Raw genomic sequence first — 16,094 nt, 5'->3', positions numbered from 1 at the left:
ATTTTGGTCTGCTTTAAGTGCCGCTCCCCGCCGGTTCGGGCATCCGCGCGCGTGTTTTCGCAGCAGCGTTTCTCGCTGCGAAACAGAGGGCGAACATGCCGAGCGAAAAATTGATGGTGGCCGGCATGAACACCGACACCGGATAAAAGAGGATATGCGCAATCCAGAGCGCTGCGACGAAGCCGAGCGCCGCAAGCATCGGCAATGGCCTGGTAAGCGCCAGAAACGCCGCCTGCCGCAGGGTTTCCGAAAGCGGCAGGTCCCGCTTGGCCAGAACAACGCTGGCATAGGCGCTGAGGAGGATGAGAAACAGCGTGACCGCCAGGCTGATCGCAAAAGGCAGGCTATAGACGAGCTGGAGCCGGGCGGCCCCGGCATAGCTGACAGTTGCGTAAACACCGGCGCTCACCAGCAGGGCGCTTAAAACCACAAGCGCGGTGCCGCGCAGGGCGAATTTCCGCAAGGCCTCGAGAAAGTCGCGCAGCAGATAGGTATTCTCGTCATTTGCGAAGGAAACAGAGACACGGGCCATGGCCAGCATCGCCGTCGGCATCGTCACCACCGGTAGGCTGGCGATGATGAAGAGGAGGTTGAGCTTCACCATCTCCCACCATTCGCGCTTGATGATATCGAGGAACAGGGCAAGGCCGGTCAGCGGCGGGGCGTTCTTGTCGATCCCGGCCCCTTCCTTCGTCCATAACCCTTCCAGCCATTGCATCGCGTTTCTCCCCGTCGCCTCAATAAAGGATCGATCGCTCGGTGGCGGGATCGAAAAGCTGTGCATTCGTCAGATCGGCCAGCAGTTCGACGGGATCGCCGATCTTCGCCCTGAAACGCGGTGAGACGCGCGCAACAAGGTTTCTGCCGCCGGAGACGAGGTTGAGATGCACTTCCGATCCCATCGGTTCCGCCAGCTCCACCGTCGCCCGGAAGGGTGCGACATTGGCGGCATCGATATCCGCCGGGGCGAATTCGTGGAAATTTTCCGGCCGGATGCCGAGAACGATGTCCTTTCCTTCATGGGGGAGCAGGCGTGCGGTATCGATGCCCGCTGGCAGAGGCAGCGGATTGCCGTCGAACAGGGCGGTGAAGCGGTCGCCGTCGCGGCGCAGTGTGACTGGCAGCATGTTCATCTGCGGCGCGCCGATGAAACCCGCAACGAACATGTTGATCGGCCGGTCGTAAAGGTTTTGCGGCGTATCCACCTGCTGGATATGCCCGTCCTTCATCACCACGATGCGGTCCGCCATGGTCATGGCTTCCACCTGATCGTGGGTGACGTAAATGAAGGTGGCGTCCAGCCGCTTGTGCAGCTTGGAGATTTCCGAACGCATGGTGCCGCGCAGCTTGGCGTCGAGATTGGAAAGCGGCTCATCGAGCAGGAAGACTTCCGGGTTGCGCACCATGGCCCGGCCGAGCGCGACACGCTGGCGCTGGCCGCCGGAGAGCGCTTTCGGCTTGCGGTTCAAGAGATGGGTGATGTCGAGAATTTTCGCCGCATCCTTGACCTTGGTGTCGATGAGATCGCGCGGCGCCTTTCTGAGTTCCAGACCGAAGGCCATGTTCTTGTAGACCGTCATATGCGGATAAAGCGCATAGTTCTGGAACACCATGGCGATGTCGCGATCTTTCGAGGGCACATCGTTCATCACGTCCTCGCCGATGCGCAACTCGCCGCCGGAGATTTCCTCGAGCCCGGCGATCATCCTCAGCGTCGTGGATTTGCCGCATCCGGAAGGGCCGACCAGAATGATGAATTCCTTGTCGGCAATATCCAGATCGATATCGTGAACGACCTTGAGCGCGCCGAAGGTCTTGTTGAGTTTTTTCAGGGAAATGCTAGCCATCTGTTCCTCGCGCTCACCAATAGGAAGACCAGTTGCGCGAAAGCCGGATCAGCGCTTCCAGATAATAATAATCGCCCCAGGAGACGCACTCGTCGACGCCTTCGCCCCGGCAGGTATTATGGGGTGTCTTCTTGGAATAGGTGCCGTGCAGAAGCTGCCCGTTGGAGATCGCGGGATCGCGAACCGAATAGATATCGGCGAGGCTTTTCACCATGCGCCTTGCCAGATCGCGATATTCCGCCGCCTTTTCCGGCGTCTCCAGCTCCGCCATTTCCAGGAGGCCGCAGGCGACGATGGCCGCCGCCGAGCTGTCGCGCGGTTCGCCATCGCCATCCGCAAAAATCAGGTCCCAATAGGGTACGAGATCGTCGGGCAGGCGTTTGAGATAGAAGGCGAGAAGCCGCTCGAAGGTGTCGCGATAGGCAGGCAGGCGCTCGTATCGATAAGAAATGGCCATGCCGGCAATGCCCCAGGCCTGTCCGCGGGCCCAGTAGCTCTCATCGCTGTAACCCTGTTTTGTGACACCGCGCACTGGAGCGCCGGTCTCCGGGTCCATGTAAAATGTATGATAGGTGGAATCGTCAGGCCGGACGGAATGGGCAAGCGTGGTGCGGGCATGGGCAAGCGCCACGGTGCGGTAGTCTTCCCGGCCGGTTTCGCGGCTCGCCCAATAAAGCAGCGGCAGGTTTAAAAGGCAGTCGATGATGTAGCGATATTCGTTGGGATTATCCCTGCGGCCCCAGGCCTGGATGAATTGCCCGACCGGCTGGAACCGCTCCATCAACTGGTCCGCCGCCATCAGCGCCGCGCGTCTTCCATCCTCATCCCCCACCAGTTTCCATGCGGCGATGCAGGAGGGCGAGTAGAGAAAGCCCATATCGTGATGATCGGTCTCGATGCGGTTTTCGATACGGTGTAGGAAGCTCTGCACCTGAATTTGCGCCGCATGCTGAAAGGTCCTGTCGCCGGTATGTTCGAAGGCGAGCCATATCTGGCCGGGCCAGAAACCGGCGGTCCATTGGTCGTTGGCGACTGCCGGGTAAAAATTCTTCACGCTCGAATGGTTCTGCGCCGCATAGGTAAATTGCGGAAGATTGCGCCTGACCTGCGCGACGGCCACGGCCAGCGCCGCGTCGATTTCGGCGTCTGTGATCGGGGTGGGGAGGGACGTGGTCAAATCGAGCATGAAATCAACCCTTGAGGCCGGTGGAGGCGACGCCTTCGACGAAGAAGCGCTGCAACGCCAGGAAAACGACGAGAACCGGGATAAGCGCCACGACCGAGGCGGCCATGATCAATCCGTATTCCGCCGAATATTGCGAAATGAACATGCGCAGGCCGATCTGGATGGTCTTCAGCTCAGTCTTGGTGAGATAGATCATCGGACCCATGAAGTCGTTCCAGGTCGTGACGAAGGTGAAGATCGTCAAGGTGGAAAGCGCCGGTTTGGAAAGCGGCAGCATGATCTTCGCCCAGATCTGGTATTCGTTCATGCCGTCGATGCGCGCCGCCTCGCAAAGCTCGTTCGGGATCGACATGTAAAACTGCCGCATCAGGAAAACGCCGAAGGCGGTGAAGGCCTGCAGGAAAATCAGGGCGAGATGGGTGTTGTTGAGCCCGAATTCGCGCATCAGCAGAAACTGCGGCACCATATAGACCTGCCAGGGCATGGCGATGGTGGCGATATAGCCGAGAAACAGCGTGTTCTTGTAGGGAAAATGCAGCTTGGCGAAGGCGTAGGCCGCAAAGCTTGAGGTCAGCAATTGCAGCAATGTGACGATGATCGTCAGCTTCGACGTGTTGTAGATGAATAATGCCAGCGGGATTTTCGTCCAGATTTCCACATAGTTTTCCCAGCGCGGCTGCGAGGGGATCCATTCGATCGGGAACGCGAAGACATCGCGGCTGAGTTTCAGCGATGCCGACAGCATCCATGCGAAGGGCAGAAGCATGACGATGGTGACGACGATGACCGTCAGATAGATGCCAATCGTGGCGGCGGGGATTTTGCGGCCCATGATGCGCATGGATCAATCCTCCCGCTGCCGTTTGAACTGGACGATGGTGACCATCAGGACGAGGAAGAACAGGACGAGGGCGATCATGCTGGAATAGCCGAGATCCCAGGAAATGAAGGCCTCATTGTAGATGTGATAGACGAGAACCAGCGTCGAAGTGCCGGGACCGCCCTGCGTGATCATATAGACCTGATCGAAAACCTTGAAGGACTGGATCGTCAGCATGACGGTGACGAAAAAGGTCGTTGGCGCAAGCTGCGGCAGGGTGACGTGGATGAATTTCTGCCAGGCATTGGCGCCATCCAGCCCCGCGGCTTCATAAAGCTCCGAATTGATGCCCTGCAGCCCGGCGAGATAGATGACCATGTAATAACCCATGCTCTTCCACACGCCGAAGAGAATGACCGTGATCATGGCCCAGTGCCGGTCCGCCGCCCATCCCGGCATGTCGGCGGGATCGAGGCCGAGCGTATAGAGCAGCATGTTGACCGGACCCATCTCCGGATTGAAAATCATGTTCCAGACGACGGCCACGGCAACCAGCGATGCGACATAAGGAAAGAACATGGCCGTGCGGAAGAAATTGCGGCCGAGGATTTTCTGGTTGAGCAGGATCGCAAGCCCGAGCGCGCAGGCGAGCGTGGCCGGCACCGACGCGACGGTGTAGATGACCGTGTTCCAGAAAGCCGCGATGAAGGCCCTGTCCTCGAAAAGCCGCCAGAAATTATCGAGACCGGCAAAACGCATGGCATTGGAGCCATCCCAATGCATGAAGGCCAGCGCAAAGGCAAAGAGGATCGGTCCGAGCGTAAAAATCGCAAAGCCGAGAAAATTGGGGGCAATGAAGGAGTAGGCGACGAGCGCATTTTCTATTCCGCGCCGCCGTTTGGAGACGATGCGGAGTTTTTTCCTGCGATACGGAGTCGCCTGCTTGTCGGACATGGTCGCGGTTGCGATTGCCACAGCATATCTCCCATTGCCGCCGTTTCACTGTTTCATCGGTGCCGGCTGCCTGCATTTTCCATTGCGGTCCGGGTCTTCGCCCTGCCGCCTCCCGCGCTCTGGATAACACAATATCGATATTGGTCAAACAACTTTGCATAAAGTCAGACAAATTTTCTGGTTTTTCAAAAATACGTATGATAGGAGGCCCATATCGGATTGCGGAACGCGCGGGAGGTTTGAGGGCGTGTTTGTCGAAATGATGCGGCTTCTGCCAGAACGGTTCGCCGACTTCAGCGCAGAACTGACGGCGCAGAAAATACGGTCTTCAGCACCGGGCGCGGTTTCCCGTAGTCTCATCGAGGCGGCGGAACAGACGCTTGACGAGCCCTGGTCCACAATTCTGGCGGGCGACTACCGGGAATATAGCCGCACCGGCAATCGCGATCGTTTCGAGGCGCTTTATTTTTCCCGACGACTGAAGCTGAACGCGCTGGTTCTTGGAGAATGCGCTGAGGGGCAAGGCCGCTTTCTCGATGCCATCATCGATGGTCTTTGGCTGATATGCGAGGAGAGCGGCTGGCAATTGCCCGCCCATAATTCCCATATTCGCGGCGGCCCGCGAGATCCTCTGCCTGATCCCCAGAACCCGGTGATCGACCTGTTCGCGTCCGAAACAGGCGCCAACCTCGCTTTGTGCCTGCATTTGCTGACACCGGAACTGGAAAGGGCAAATGCAAACCTCGTTTCCCGCGTCCGCGCCGAGATCGAGCGGCGCATTACGAAGCCCTATCTCACCCGGCATTTCTGGTGGATGGGGAATGGCGACGAGCGGATGAACAACTGGACAGCCTGGATCACCCAGAACGTCCTTCTCTCGACCCTGCTATTGCCCACCGACCAGTCGACGAGGCGTACGGTCGTGGAAAAGGCGCTCAAGAGTCTCGATGCGTTTCAGAAGGATTATGCGGAAGACGGCGCCTGCGAAGAGGGCGTTCTTTATTATGGCCATGCGGCACTTTGCCTGTTCGGGGCGATGAGCATTCTCGAAGTCTCTGCGCCCGGCTCCATGGCGCCGCTCTTTCATGCGCCGAAGCTACGCAGCATGGCCGAATTCATTCTCAACATGCACGTGGCGGAAGACCGGTTCTTCAACTTCGCCGATGCGCCGGCGAAGGTCGGGACATCCGGCGTGCGGGAATATCTTTTCGGCAAGGCCGTTTCTTCGCCACGGCTTCAGGCTTTCGCTGCCGCCTGCTGGAACCGCTCACCGGACCGGCTGATGTGCAAGGAGTTGAACCTTTGGTATCGGGTCCAGGCGGTTCTCACCACCCCGGAATTGTCCGCGCCGGTTCTGGCGGAACCGGCAAAGACCGACATCGCCTATCCCGGCATCGGTCTGGCGATTGCCTGTGACGGGGTCTTCGATCTTGCCGTGAAGGCGGGCAATAATGGCGAGAGCCATAACCACAACGATGTCGGCAGTTTCACGCTTTATAAGAACGGCCGGCCGTTCATCATCGATGTCGGGGTGGAAACCTACACCGCAAAAACCTTCTCGCCGCAACGCTACGACATCTGGACGATGCAATCGGCCTTTCACAATCTGCCGACTTTCGGCGGCGTCATGCAGGCCGCCGGGGCAGAGTTTGCGGCGAGAGATTTTGTGACCGAATTCTCTGAGGAGCAGGCGGAAGTCTCTTTCGATATAGCTCGGGCCTATCCCGCCATGGCGCGTGTTGAGCATTATCTCCGCCGCGTCCGACTGCTGCGTGGCAGCCATGTGGAAGTCCTTGACGACTATCAGGGCGGGCAGGAGGCGGTTCTGTCGCTAATGGTCGCCGAAAAGCCCGCTGTCACGCCGGGTCGGCTGATCTTTGCGGGGCTGGGAGAGATAGCCTGCGAAGGTGCAGGAGAACCCGCCATCGAAGCCATAACAATCAACGATGCCCGCCTTCGCCAGTCATGGCCACCGGTGATCTATCGCATTCTCATCCCCATCGCAGCCCAGCGTCTGTGCCTGACGATCAGTTAAGGAAGTGCCGATGAAACTTACACTCAAGGTCGTCAATGCGGTGGGTGATGTTCTGGCGAAAGCCGGAGCGGAGGACGAAGCTTTGCTCGTCTATCGCGCAGAATATTGCGAGGGTGACAGGCTTGTCGTCGAGGTTTCGCAGCCCGGTCATATCTGGCTTGCGCTCGATGCCGGCATGCCGCCGACGCTGGTTTTCCTGCACGGAAACGAATTCATCCTGCCCGTTCCTTCCGCGGCGAAACGCAAATCCTATCCGCCCCAGGCTTTCAGCGGTAACCTTCACCGGATCGCTGCGCGTCGCACACTTGCCGGTGAAATCGGAGTTCGCAGGAATCTGGCGCTCAACCCGTTTGACGATCATGAAAACACCTCGCTGTTTCCGCACGTTTATGCGAGCACGGAAACGCGCGGGGAGGCGGCCTTCGCAGCCCGCAATGTCATCGATGGTGAAAAGGCAAGCGCGGGCCACGGCTTCTGGCCCTATACAAGCTGGGGCATCAACCGCGATCCCGAAGCTTCGCTGACCCTCGTATTCGGCCGCGCAGTCCTCATCGACCAGCTGACTTTTTACCTGCGGGCGGACTTTCCCCATGATGCCTGGTGGGAAAAAGCGAGCGTCACTTTTTCCGACGGCGAAAGCGCAAGCTTTTCCCTGCAAAAAACCGGAGCTGCCCAGAGTTTCCCGGTCGCACCGCGCCAGGTGGAATGGATCCGTCTGCATGATCTTAAAAAAGCCGACGATCCTTCGCCCTTTCCCGCGCTGACGCAGATCGAGGTCTGGGGAGCGGATCTGCGGGAAGCGCCGTAGCGCCTGATCGCGGCTTTCTGAGCACAAAGCGACGACCCGGTTTTACTGAAAATCCTTTAGCTGTGCGCGATGCCGCGCAGGTCGCGCATCATGTCGCGGTAGCGGTGCTGGCTACCGCGCAGATGCGCCTGCATCGCCAGCTTTGCGGCCTGTTCGTTCCGGTCCGATATGGCGATGACGATGGCTTCATGTTCCTTGTGGATCAATCGCCGGTAAGCTGTCTGGTCGTTCTCGCCGGTTTCGGAAACCACGCGCGATTGTGGAATCACGGCCTGACCGTGCAGCTCGAGGAACTGTGTGAAAAGCGGATTGTTGGTGGCGGCAGCAATGGCCAGATGCAGCGCCAGATCCGCCTCGCGAATGGAGCGGTTCTCCTCGATACATTGCAAAAGCCGGGCGTGACAGTCGAAAATCGCCTCCTCCTGCGATGGCGAACGGCGGAGGGCGGCGAGCCCTGCCGCTTCGATTTCGAGCGGCGTCCTGATTTCCAGCACCTCCAGATCGGAAGAGAGCCGGGCGCGGTCGATACCGGGTGTGGGTGACGCGTCTTTTTCACGCTTCAGCACGAAAATGCCCGCCCCCTGACGCACCTCCACCAGCCCGTCGCAGCGTAGCGCCGTCACCGCCTCGCGCACCACGGTGCGGCTGACGCCATGGGTTTCCGTCATCTCGATTTCGCTGGGCAGGCGGTCGCCGGGTCCATATTGCCCGGAGGCAATCGCATTTCTCAGGCTGAGGCTAACTCTGCTGACCAGAGAACCGGAGGATTTGCTGCGCTGTTTTTGCTGTTCAGGCACGTCGGTCACCATGCATTGAAATCGAGGCAGGCGTGAAGCCTCTCAAATATGTATGATGAATTTCAGTAAAACTCAATGATCATACCAATTTTACCCGCTTTCATATAAAGGACGCGCGGAATGGTATTAAAAATCGTCCCGGAGACACTAGACCGGGCCGGCAAACTGTTCCGTGGAAACGGCATATAGCGCCCTGCCGGTCCCGAAAAAGCTCTCGATATTGCCGATCGTGGTGTCCGCAATGTTTCTAAGGGCCTCCTGCGTGAAGAAGCCCTGATGGCCGGTGACCAGAACATTGGGGAAGGTCAGCAGCCGCGCGAAAACATCGTCGCGCAGCACGTCGTTGGAAAGATCCTCGAAAAAGAGATCGGCCTCTTCTTCATAAACATCGATGCCGAGACTGCCGATTGTGCCGTCTTTCAGACCTGCAATCGCCGCCTGCGTGTCGATGATGGCGCCGCGGCTGGTATTGACGAGCATCACGCCCTTTTTCAGAAGCGGCAGCGTCTCCCGGCGAATGAGGTGACGGGTCTCCGGTGTGAGCGGGCACATCAGCGCCAGAATGTCCGATGTTCGAAACAGTTCCTCGCGCGTGACGTAGACCATGCCCAGTGCTTCGCAATCTGGATTTGGCCGGACGTCATGGCCGACGAGACGGCAGCCGAAGCCGGCCGCAATGCGCGCGAAAATCGCCCCGATCTTGCCCGTACCGACAATACCGACCGTCTTGCCGTGAAGATCAAAGCCAAGCAGGCCATCGAGGGCGAAATTTCCTTCGCGGACACGGTTATAGGCGCGATGGATCTTGCGGTTGAGCGACAGGATGAGCGCCATGGTGTGTTCGGCGACCGCATAGGGCGAATAGGCCGGCACGCGTGCAACGGTCAGGCCGAGCTTTTCGGCGGCGGCGAGATCGACCTGATTGAAACCGGCGCAGCGCAGGGCAATGAGCCGGATACCCATTTCCGCAAGCTTTTCAAGCACCGGCCGCGACAGGTCGTCATTAACGAAGGCGCAGATCGCCGCCGCTCCCTCCGCCAGCGCCACTGTCTCGAGAGACAGGCGTGCTTCGCAATATTGCATCCGCATGCCAGCGTGGGCGGCAGCGTCAAGGAACTGCCTGTCATAGGGTTTGGCGCTGTAGACCACGATCCGCATCTGTTTCTCCAGTCTCCAAACGAAAGCTGCCGTTACAGTGCGACGCGTCCGGCAGGTATCTTAGCTGCGAAGGCCCGGTGCTTCCTGTCCCGTGCTTTCGACATATTCGGTATAGCCGCCGCCATATTGGTGGATACCATCGGGCGTCAGTTCCAGCACCCGGTTGGAAAGCGCGGCCAGGAAATGGCGGTCGTGCGAAACGAACAGCATCGTGCCTTCATAATCCGACAGGGCCTTGATCAGCATTTCCTTGGTGTCGAGATCGAGATGGTTGGTCGGCTCGTCCAGCACGAGGAAGTTCGGCGGATCGAACAGCATGGCGGCCATGACGAGACGGGCCTTTTCACCGCCGGACAGAACACGACAACGTTTTTCCACGTCGTCGCCGGAAAAGCCGAAACAGCCGGCAAGGGCGCGCAACGGCGCCTGCCCCGCCTTCGGAAAACGCTCCTCTAGCCATTCGAGAATGGTGCTGTCGCCATCCAGAACATCCATGGCGTGCTGGGCGAAATAGCCGAGCTTGACGCTGGCGCCGAGGGTGACATTGCCGGAATCCGGTTCTGCCGTGCCCGTCACCAGCTTCAGCAGCGTCGATTTTCCAGCGCCGTTGACGCCCATGATGCACCAGCGTTCCTTGCGCCGCACCATGAAATCGAGCTCGCCATAGATCGTGCGGCTGCCATAGGCCTTGTTCACCTTCTTCAGCGCCACGACATCCTCGCCCGACCGGGGTGCCGGCGCGAATTCGAAAGCCACTGTCTGACGCCGTTTTGGCGGCTCGACGCGGTCGATCTTCTCGAGTTTCTTCACGCGGCTCTGCACCTGCGAGGCGTGCGAAGCGCGGGCCTTGAAGCGTTCGATGAACTTGATTTCCTTGGCGAGCATGGCCTGCTGGCGTTCGAACTGCGCCTGCTGCTGCTTTTCGTTCTGCGCGCGCTGCTGTTCGTAAAAGCCGTAGTCACCGGAATAAGTGGTGAGATTGCCGGCATCGATTTCGATGATCTTGGTGACGATGCGGTTCATGAATTCGCGGTCATGCGACGTCATCAGCAAAGCGCCGTCGTAGTTTTTCAGGAAATCTTCGAGCCAGATCAGACTTTCGAGATCGAGATGGTTCGATGGTTCGTCGAGCAGCATCACGTCAGGGCGCATCAACAGGATACGCGCAAGCGCCACGCGCATCTTCCAGCCGCCGGAAAGCTTGGAAACATCGCCGTCCATCATCTCCTGGCTGAAGCTCAACCCGTCCAGCACTTCGCGCGCACGGCCTTCCAGCGCGTAGCCGTCCAGTTCCTCATAACGTGCCTGCACTTCGCCGTAACGTTCGATGATGGTGTCCATCTCGTCCATCCGGTCGGGATCGGACATGGCGGCTTCCAGTTCCCGAAGTTCGGCTGCCACTTCGCTGACGGGGCCTGCGCCTTCCATGACTTCCGCGACGGCCGAGCGGCCGGACATTTCACCGACATCCTGATCGAAATAACCGACCGTCATGCCCTTTTCCACGACGACCTGGCCCTCGTCGGGCTGTTCTTCGCCGGTGATCATCCGGAACAGCGTCGTCTTGCCGGCGCCATTCGGGCCGACAAGGCCGATCTTCTCGCCGCGATTGAGCGCGGCGGAGGCCTCGATGTAGAGAATACGGTGACTGTTCGACTTGCTGATGTTTTCGATGCGGATCATGACAGGGCCTGTGAATGGGAGCGGCCCTCCTATGCCACGGGCCGCTGCCGCTGTCACCTGCCGCGCATGTCTTGTCAGCCATGCAGCCGACAAGACGCTCCGGAAACAGATCAGTTGGTGAGCGTGGCTATACTGCCGGCAGCCTTGCGGGCGATTTCGCCAAAGGCTGTGACGATCTGCTCCATGTTTTCCGGCGCGTAATAATTGTCGAGGCTGGATGCGCAATATTGCAACAGCGACTTGCCCTTGTCCGGCGCCATGAAGGCGACGCTGAAAATCTTGATCCCGTCTTTCTTGGCGGTCTCGCAGGTGGTACGCACGGACTGGTCGATGCTGGAGTTCCACGAGGCGCTGTTGCCCGTCATTTCACCGTCGGTCATGAGAACAATGTAGCGCTCGAACGATTCACTGCCTTTGTCCTTGTGTGCTTTCGCTTCGTCGGTGTTGGCTTTTTTAAGGGCGTTATAGGCGGCGGTCAGGCTGCTGCGAGCATCGGTGCCACCGGTGGGGAATTCCGGGATTTGCTTGTCCACGTAGCTGACAACGCTTCCCGTACCCCAGCTGATGGGCTGAGCAGCATATGTCTCGTGCGTATAGACCGAGGCACCCGTGCGGACGAGTTCTGAACCGCCGTTAGCCGTATAGGTCGGATCAGCCTTGTTCAATGTTGCGACGAGGAACCCGACGGCAGTTTTGAGCGACGTGGCCTTGTTGACATAGCAGGGACTGGATGTGGCCTTCGCTTCGCTGGTACCCCAATTGTCAGCCGTATAAACCGGGCACGATTTTTTCGCGGTATTGATGGTGTCCGTCTTGAATGACATCGAACCGGAACGATCAAGCGCCAGATACATGGAGATCGGTGCGCCCTTGTTGACGGTGCTCTTTGCGGTGCCGGTTACCGAAAGATCGAGTGTTTTTGCGCCAATGAACCCGAGCAGCGGATTAAGCTGTACGCGGTGGTTGATCGTGGTCTCAACGGTGTAGGTTTTGCCGCGGGCATTTTCGCTTGTCGTGATATTGGTCGGAGAATTCTGCTCCAGTTCCTTTTTCTCTTCCTCGGTCAGGTTCTTTTCCATCTGGGCCGCGATGAAGTTCTTGGCGATTGCCTTGATCTGCTCGTCCGTCAGGTCGCCCATTTTCAAACGGGCTTCGGTGGCCGCCGCAAGGGCTGCAGAATCCGCAGTATTCTGCATATCCGCTTTCACCTGCATCACATTCGCCAACTCCATGCCGGCGCCGGCAAAACCCAGCAACACCGGCAGCAGAATGGCCGTCATCATGCCGAAATTGCCGCTGGTATCGGCAAGGAAACGGCGCTTCGGTTTTTGATGTGCAGAGGCGGTCATGATGGGCTCACGGATTAGAATATTCGACTGAGCACAGAGAAGCCGCAAACGATGTAAAATCCGCTAACGTGATCGGTTCAATTTTATGCAGCGATCAAATTGGAGCAGTTTTCGGAGTATTTTCAAGAATTGTTTGGCGCGATGGCCGCAATAATACACATCGTGTCATTATTGGACGGGGATGACGTCGACCGCCTGCTTTATCTGCTGGTTGCCATAGCTCTTCAAGACACCGATCACCGGTGCGACATCGGAATAATCCCGGCCGTAACCGACGACGATATGGTCGCTTCCGGCGACGATATCATTGGTGGGATCGAGTTCCAGATAACCGGCTGCTTCTCCGCACCAGACGCGAACCCAGGCATGCATTGCATCGGCGCCTTCAAGCCTTTCCTTGCCCGGTGGCGGAATGGTGCGCAGGAAACCGCTGACATAACCGGCGGGAATGCCGAGGCTGCGCAGCGCCATGATCATGATATGTGAAAAATCTTGGCACACGCCGCGCTTCAGCTTGAAGGCTTCCGATGGAGTCGTATCGACGGTCGTCGCCTCGCCGTCATAGGTAAAGTCCTTGTGGATGCGTTTGCACAGAGAGAGTGCGATTTCGCGAATGGTCATTCCCGGTTTCAGCAATTCCCGGGCATAGGCTGATATTGCCGCATCCATTCCGATCCTCGGGCTCGCACCGATGAAGTGGTGCGGCGACTGGAAATCGAGCGACCAGACATCGGCCAGGTCCTGCGGCAGGCGGGAAAGCTCCGGGGAGAAATCCGCCGTCAGCGCCGGAGCCTCCACCATCACGCGGGCCTGCATGCGGATATCCAGATTCTCATGCGGCGCGCGCAGATGCACTGACGTGGCCGATTGATGAAAGAAGTCCTCGAAGGTGGCACGCTCTTCCGGCACCGGCGAAACATCGATGGAGCCGGCGACAAGCCGCTGCCGGCCGGGGATGGAGAGCGGCAGGACACGGATGATGTGGCGCGCGCCGTGGGCCAGCGTGTCGTAGGTGTAACCCATATGCAGGGAAAGATCGTAAAGCATAGGATTATCCAAGATAGGTCCGGGCCAGAACATCGGAGAGATGTTCCATGTCGGTTTCGAGCTGGCGATAGATCGCGCCGTTCATGTTTTCCGGCGTCATGACCGCAAGCCCGGAATGCAGGCGCATCGCCTCGCGGTAGAAGGGCGACATCTGGCCGTTCACGAAGGCGTTCGGAAGCTGTTCCACCTCGGTGCGGATCTCGTTCAGTTGGAACAGGATCGAGCGGGGATTGAGCGGGTCGAGCGCCAGAAGGTCGGTCACGGTCAGGCCGGCCGTATTGACGTTGTAGCGGCGGCGATGGGTCATGACACTGTCGCCTATTTCGAGCAGCATGTCATAGGAGCCGTCAGGTGCGTCCGGGCCGGTCATATGGCCGAGAAGACGTGTCATATGCAGGCCGCGCTCCAGGTAACGGCCGATCGACAGGAAACGCCAGCCGGTGAAGCGATACATGTTTTCGTGCACGAGACCGGCAAAGCCCGCAAGCTTGCGCAGCAGGATCGTCATGGCATGGGTAGCGTCGTCGCCGGGGGCCACTTTCGCGTGGAAACGGCGGGCGGTCTTGGCAAGGTCGTTCAGCGCCAGCCACCCGTCAGGCGAAAAGCGGTCGCGGATATTGCTGGCGGAATAAAGCGCGCTGTTGATGTTGTTCAGCAGGCTTTCCGGCACAGCATCGCTCATCTCCACATCGAGCGCTTCGAGATAGCGTGTCACATGCGCGAGCAGAGGCTGGCGCGGATCGGCGGATTCGGCATAACGCCCGTGCCAGGCGCGCAGGATGCGCAATGCGCCTTCCGAACGCTCGATATAACGGCCGAGCCAGAAGAGATTGTCGGCTGCGCGGCTCGGCAGGCTGCCCGGCATATTGCGGGTAAAGCTTTCTTCCGCCGGCAGAAGCGTGGTGCGTTCCACCGGCTTGTCGCTGACGATCCACACATCGGCAGCGCTTCCGCCCGATTGCATGGCGATGGCGGAGACATCGTTGCTGCTACCGATACGGGCGAAGCCGCCGGGCATGATCTGCCAGCCATCCTGGGTGCGCGCGGCAAAAACGCGAAGGCTCATCGGGCGCGGCACGAGCTTGTTGTCGATATAGGCCGGGGTTGTCGAAAGCGTCACCACTTCCTGTCCCACCAGCCTGTGGCCGTCGGAGGCGAGCCAGTCGCTGATCGATTCCTTCGCCGTTTCGCGCAGCGACGAGCCGAGCACGGATTGACCGTTATCGTCGAAGAAGGGAAGCCGGGAATAAGCCGGGCCGATGACCATGCCTTCTATATTGCCGGCGACATGGCGGCGTTCCGATTCCTGCCCGCACCACCAGGTCGCGATGGAGGGCAGTTTCAGCTCCTCGCCCAGAATGTGGCGGCAGATGCGCGGCATGAAGGCGAGCAGCGCCCGCGTTTCGAGAATGCCGCTGCCGAGCGCATTGACGACGGTGAGCGCTTCATTGCGCAGCGCCTGCACCATGCCCGGCGTGCCGATATGGGATTGCTGGTTCAGTTCCAGCGGATCCGAATAGGAGGCGTCGAGACGCCGCCAGAGAACGCCGACCGGTTTCAGCCCCGCTACGGTTCTGACCATGACGCGGCCGTTGACAACGGTGAGGTCTTCGCCTTCCAGCAGCATGAAGCCGAGATAACGGGCGATATAGGCGTGTTCGAAATAGGTTTCGTTGGCGGGGCCGGGCGTCAACACGGCGATCCGGTCGTCGGGGTGCTTTCTTTGCGCCTGCAGCGTGTCGCGGAAAGCGCCGAAGAACGAGGCCAGACGGTGCACATGGGTTTCGGCATAGATATCGGAAAGTGCACGGGTGGTGGCCACCCGGTTTTCGAGCGCGAAACCCGCACCGGAAGGCGCCTGCGTCCTGTCGGCCAGCACCCACCAGTTGCCGTCAGGTCCGCGCCCGATCTCGAAGGAACAGAAATGCAGATAATGGCCGCTTGCCGGTTTTACGCCGACCATGGGCCGCAGATATTCCGGATTGGAGGCGATCAGGGCCGGGGGTACGAAACCTTCCTTGACCAGCCGGTTTTCGCCGTAAAAATCGGCCACCATGGCTTCCAGAAGATTGGCGCGCTGTTTCAGCCCCTCGGAAAGAACCGCCCACTCCCTGTCGTCGATCAGGACCGGAATATGGGAGATCGGCCAGTTTCTTTCGCTGCTGCCCTTGCCGTAATCGCGATAGAACACGCCGGCATCGCGCAGATAGCGGTCGGTGCGGGCAAAGCGCTCGTGCAATTCCCGTTCCGACATGCGCGACAGGGCGTCGAGCAGGGTCTTCCAGACCGGCCTGACCTTGCCGTTGGTATCGAGCATTTCGTCGGCAACGCCCGGCAAGGGGGAATATTCAAGCCCACGCGGTTGCGCGCTCGTTTCCGTCTTGCGTTCCGTTGCCGGGGCTTTGGACAA

General features: G+C 59.1%; 13 protein-coding genes. 2 read left to right on the top strand and 11 right to left on the bottom strand.

Annotated features, from left to right (window positions below):
* Positions 1–13 precede the first annotated feature (13 nt).
* Genes ACQZ5G_RS23760 through ACQZ5G_RS23740 form a run of 5 tightly spaced genes read right to left on the bottom strand, consistent with a single transcriptional unit; the run spans position 14 to position 4,807 of the window.
* Entirely contained in the window at positions 14–718 is a 705-nt protein-coding gene (locus ACQZ5G_RS23760; RefSeq protein WP_448737821.1) for a DUF624 domain-containing protein, read from the bottom strand.
* Positions 719–737: 19 nt separating this feature from the next.
* On the bottom strand, positions 738–1,847 hold the full coding sequence (locus ACQZ5G_RS23755) for an ABC transporter ATP-binding protein (protein WP_448737820.1): 1,110 nt from the start codon (positions 1,845–1,847) through the stop codon (positions 738–740).
* 13 nt (positions 1,848–1,860) lie between these two features.
* Entirely contained in the window at positions 1,861–3,033 is a 1,173-nt protein-coding gene (locus ACQZ5G_RS23750; RefSeq protein ID WP_196378555.1) for a glycoside hydrolase family 88 protein, read from the bottom strand.
* Positions 3,034–3,037: 4 nt separating this feature from the next.
* A complete protein-coding gene (locus ACQZ5G_RS23745) occupies positions 3,038–3,874 on the bottom strand; it encodes a carbohydrate ABC transporter permease (RefSeq protein WP_080854175.1) in 837 nt (278 codons plus the stop codon).
* A gap of 3 nt (positions 3,875–3,877) precedes the next feature.
* A complete protein-coding gene (locus ACQZ5G_RS23740; RefSeq protein WP_448737899.1) occupies positions 3,878–4,807 on the bottom strand; it encodes a carbohydrate ABC transporter permease in 930 nt (309 codons plus the stop codon).
* Positions 4,808–5,054: 247 nt separating this feature from the next.
* On the opposite strand from ACQZ5G_RS23740, the gene ACQZ5G_RS23735 reads away from it, so the two are divergent.
* On the top strand, positions 5,055–6,842 hold the full coding sequence (locus ACQZ5G_RS23735) for a heparinase II/III domain-containing protein (RefSeq protein ID WP_448737819.1): 1,788 nt from the start codon (positions 5,055–5,057) through the stop codon (positions 6,840–6,842).
* A 10-nt stretch (positions 6,843–6,852) separates the two neighbouring features.
* Positions 6,853–7,650 (top strand): carbohydrate-binding protein, encoded by a 798-nt coding sequence (locus ACQZ5G_RS23730; RefSeq protein WP_137453562.1) that lies wholly within the window; start codon positions 6,853–6,855, stop codon positions 7,648–7,650.
* 56 nt (positions 7,651–7,706) lie between these two features.
* Here the strand turns inward: ACQZ5G_RS23730 and ACQZ5G_RS23725 are convergent, their stop codons facing one another.
* From ACQZ5G_RS23725 to ACQZ5G_RS23700, 6 genes are all read right to left on the bottom strand, one after another.
* A complete protein-coding gene (locus ACQZ5G_RS23725; protein WP_020808597.1) occupies positions 7,707–8,459 on the bottom strand; it encodes a FadR/GntR family transcriptional regulator in 753 nt (250 codons plus the stop codon).
* 135 nt (positions 8,460–8,594) lie between these two features.
* Positions 8,595–9,605, bottom strand: coding sequence for a 2-hydroxyacid dehydrogenase (locus ACQZ5G_RS23720; RefSeq protein WP_448737818.1), 1,011 nt, complete (start codon positions 9,603–9,605; stop codon positions 8,595–8,597).
* Between the two features lie 60 nt (positions 9,606–9,665).
* Positions 9,666–11,288 carry an ABC-F family ATP-binding cassette domain-containing protein gene (locus tag ACQZ5G_RS23715; RefSeq protein ID WP_003519640.1) on the bottom strand — a complete coding sequence of 541 codons (1,623 nt, stop codon included), beginning with the start codon at positions 11,286–11,288 and terminating at the stop codon, positions 9,666–9,668.
* Between the two features lie 110 nt (positions 11,289–11,398).
* Positions 11,399–12,637 carry a vWA domain-containing protein gene (locus ACQZ5G_RS23710; RefSeq protein WP_003519639.1) on the bottom strand — a complete coding sequence of 413 codons (1,239 nt, stop codon included), beginning with the start codon at positions 12,635–12,637 and terminating at the stop codon, positions 11,399–11,401.
* Positions 12,638–12,805: 168 nt separating this feature from the next.
* A complete protein-coding gene (locus tag ACQZ5G_RS23705; protein WP_003519638.1) occupies positions 12,806–13,684 on the bottom strand; it encodes a transglutaminase family protein in 879 nt (292 codons plus the stop codon).
* A 4-nt stretch (positions 13,685–13,688) separates the two neighbouring features.
* Positions 13,689–16,094, bottom strand: coding sequence for a circularly permuted type 2 ATP-grasp protein (locus ACQZ5G_RS23700; protein WP_020808587.1), 2,406 nt, complete (start codon positions 16,092–16,094; stop codon positions 13,689–13,691).

This window comes from Agrobacterium sp. 22-214-1 (assembly GCF_053522465.1).
This window is presented reverse-complemented; position numbering and strand designations above follow the sequence as displayed.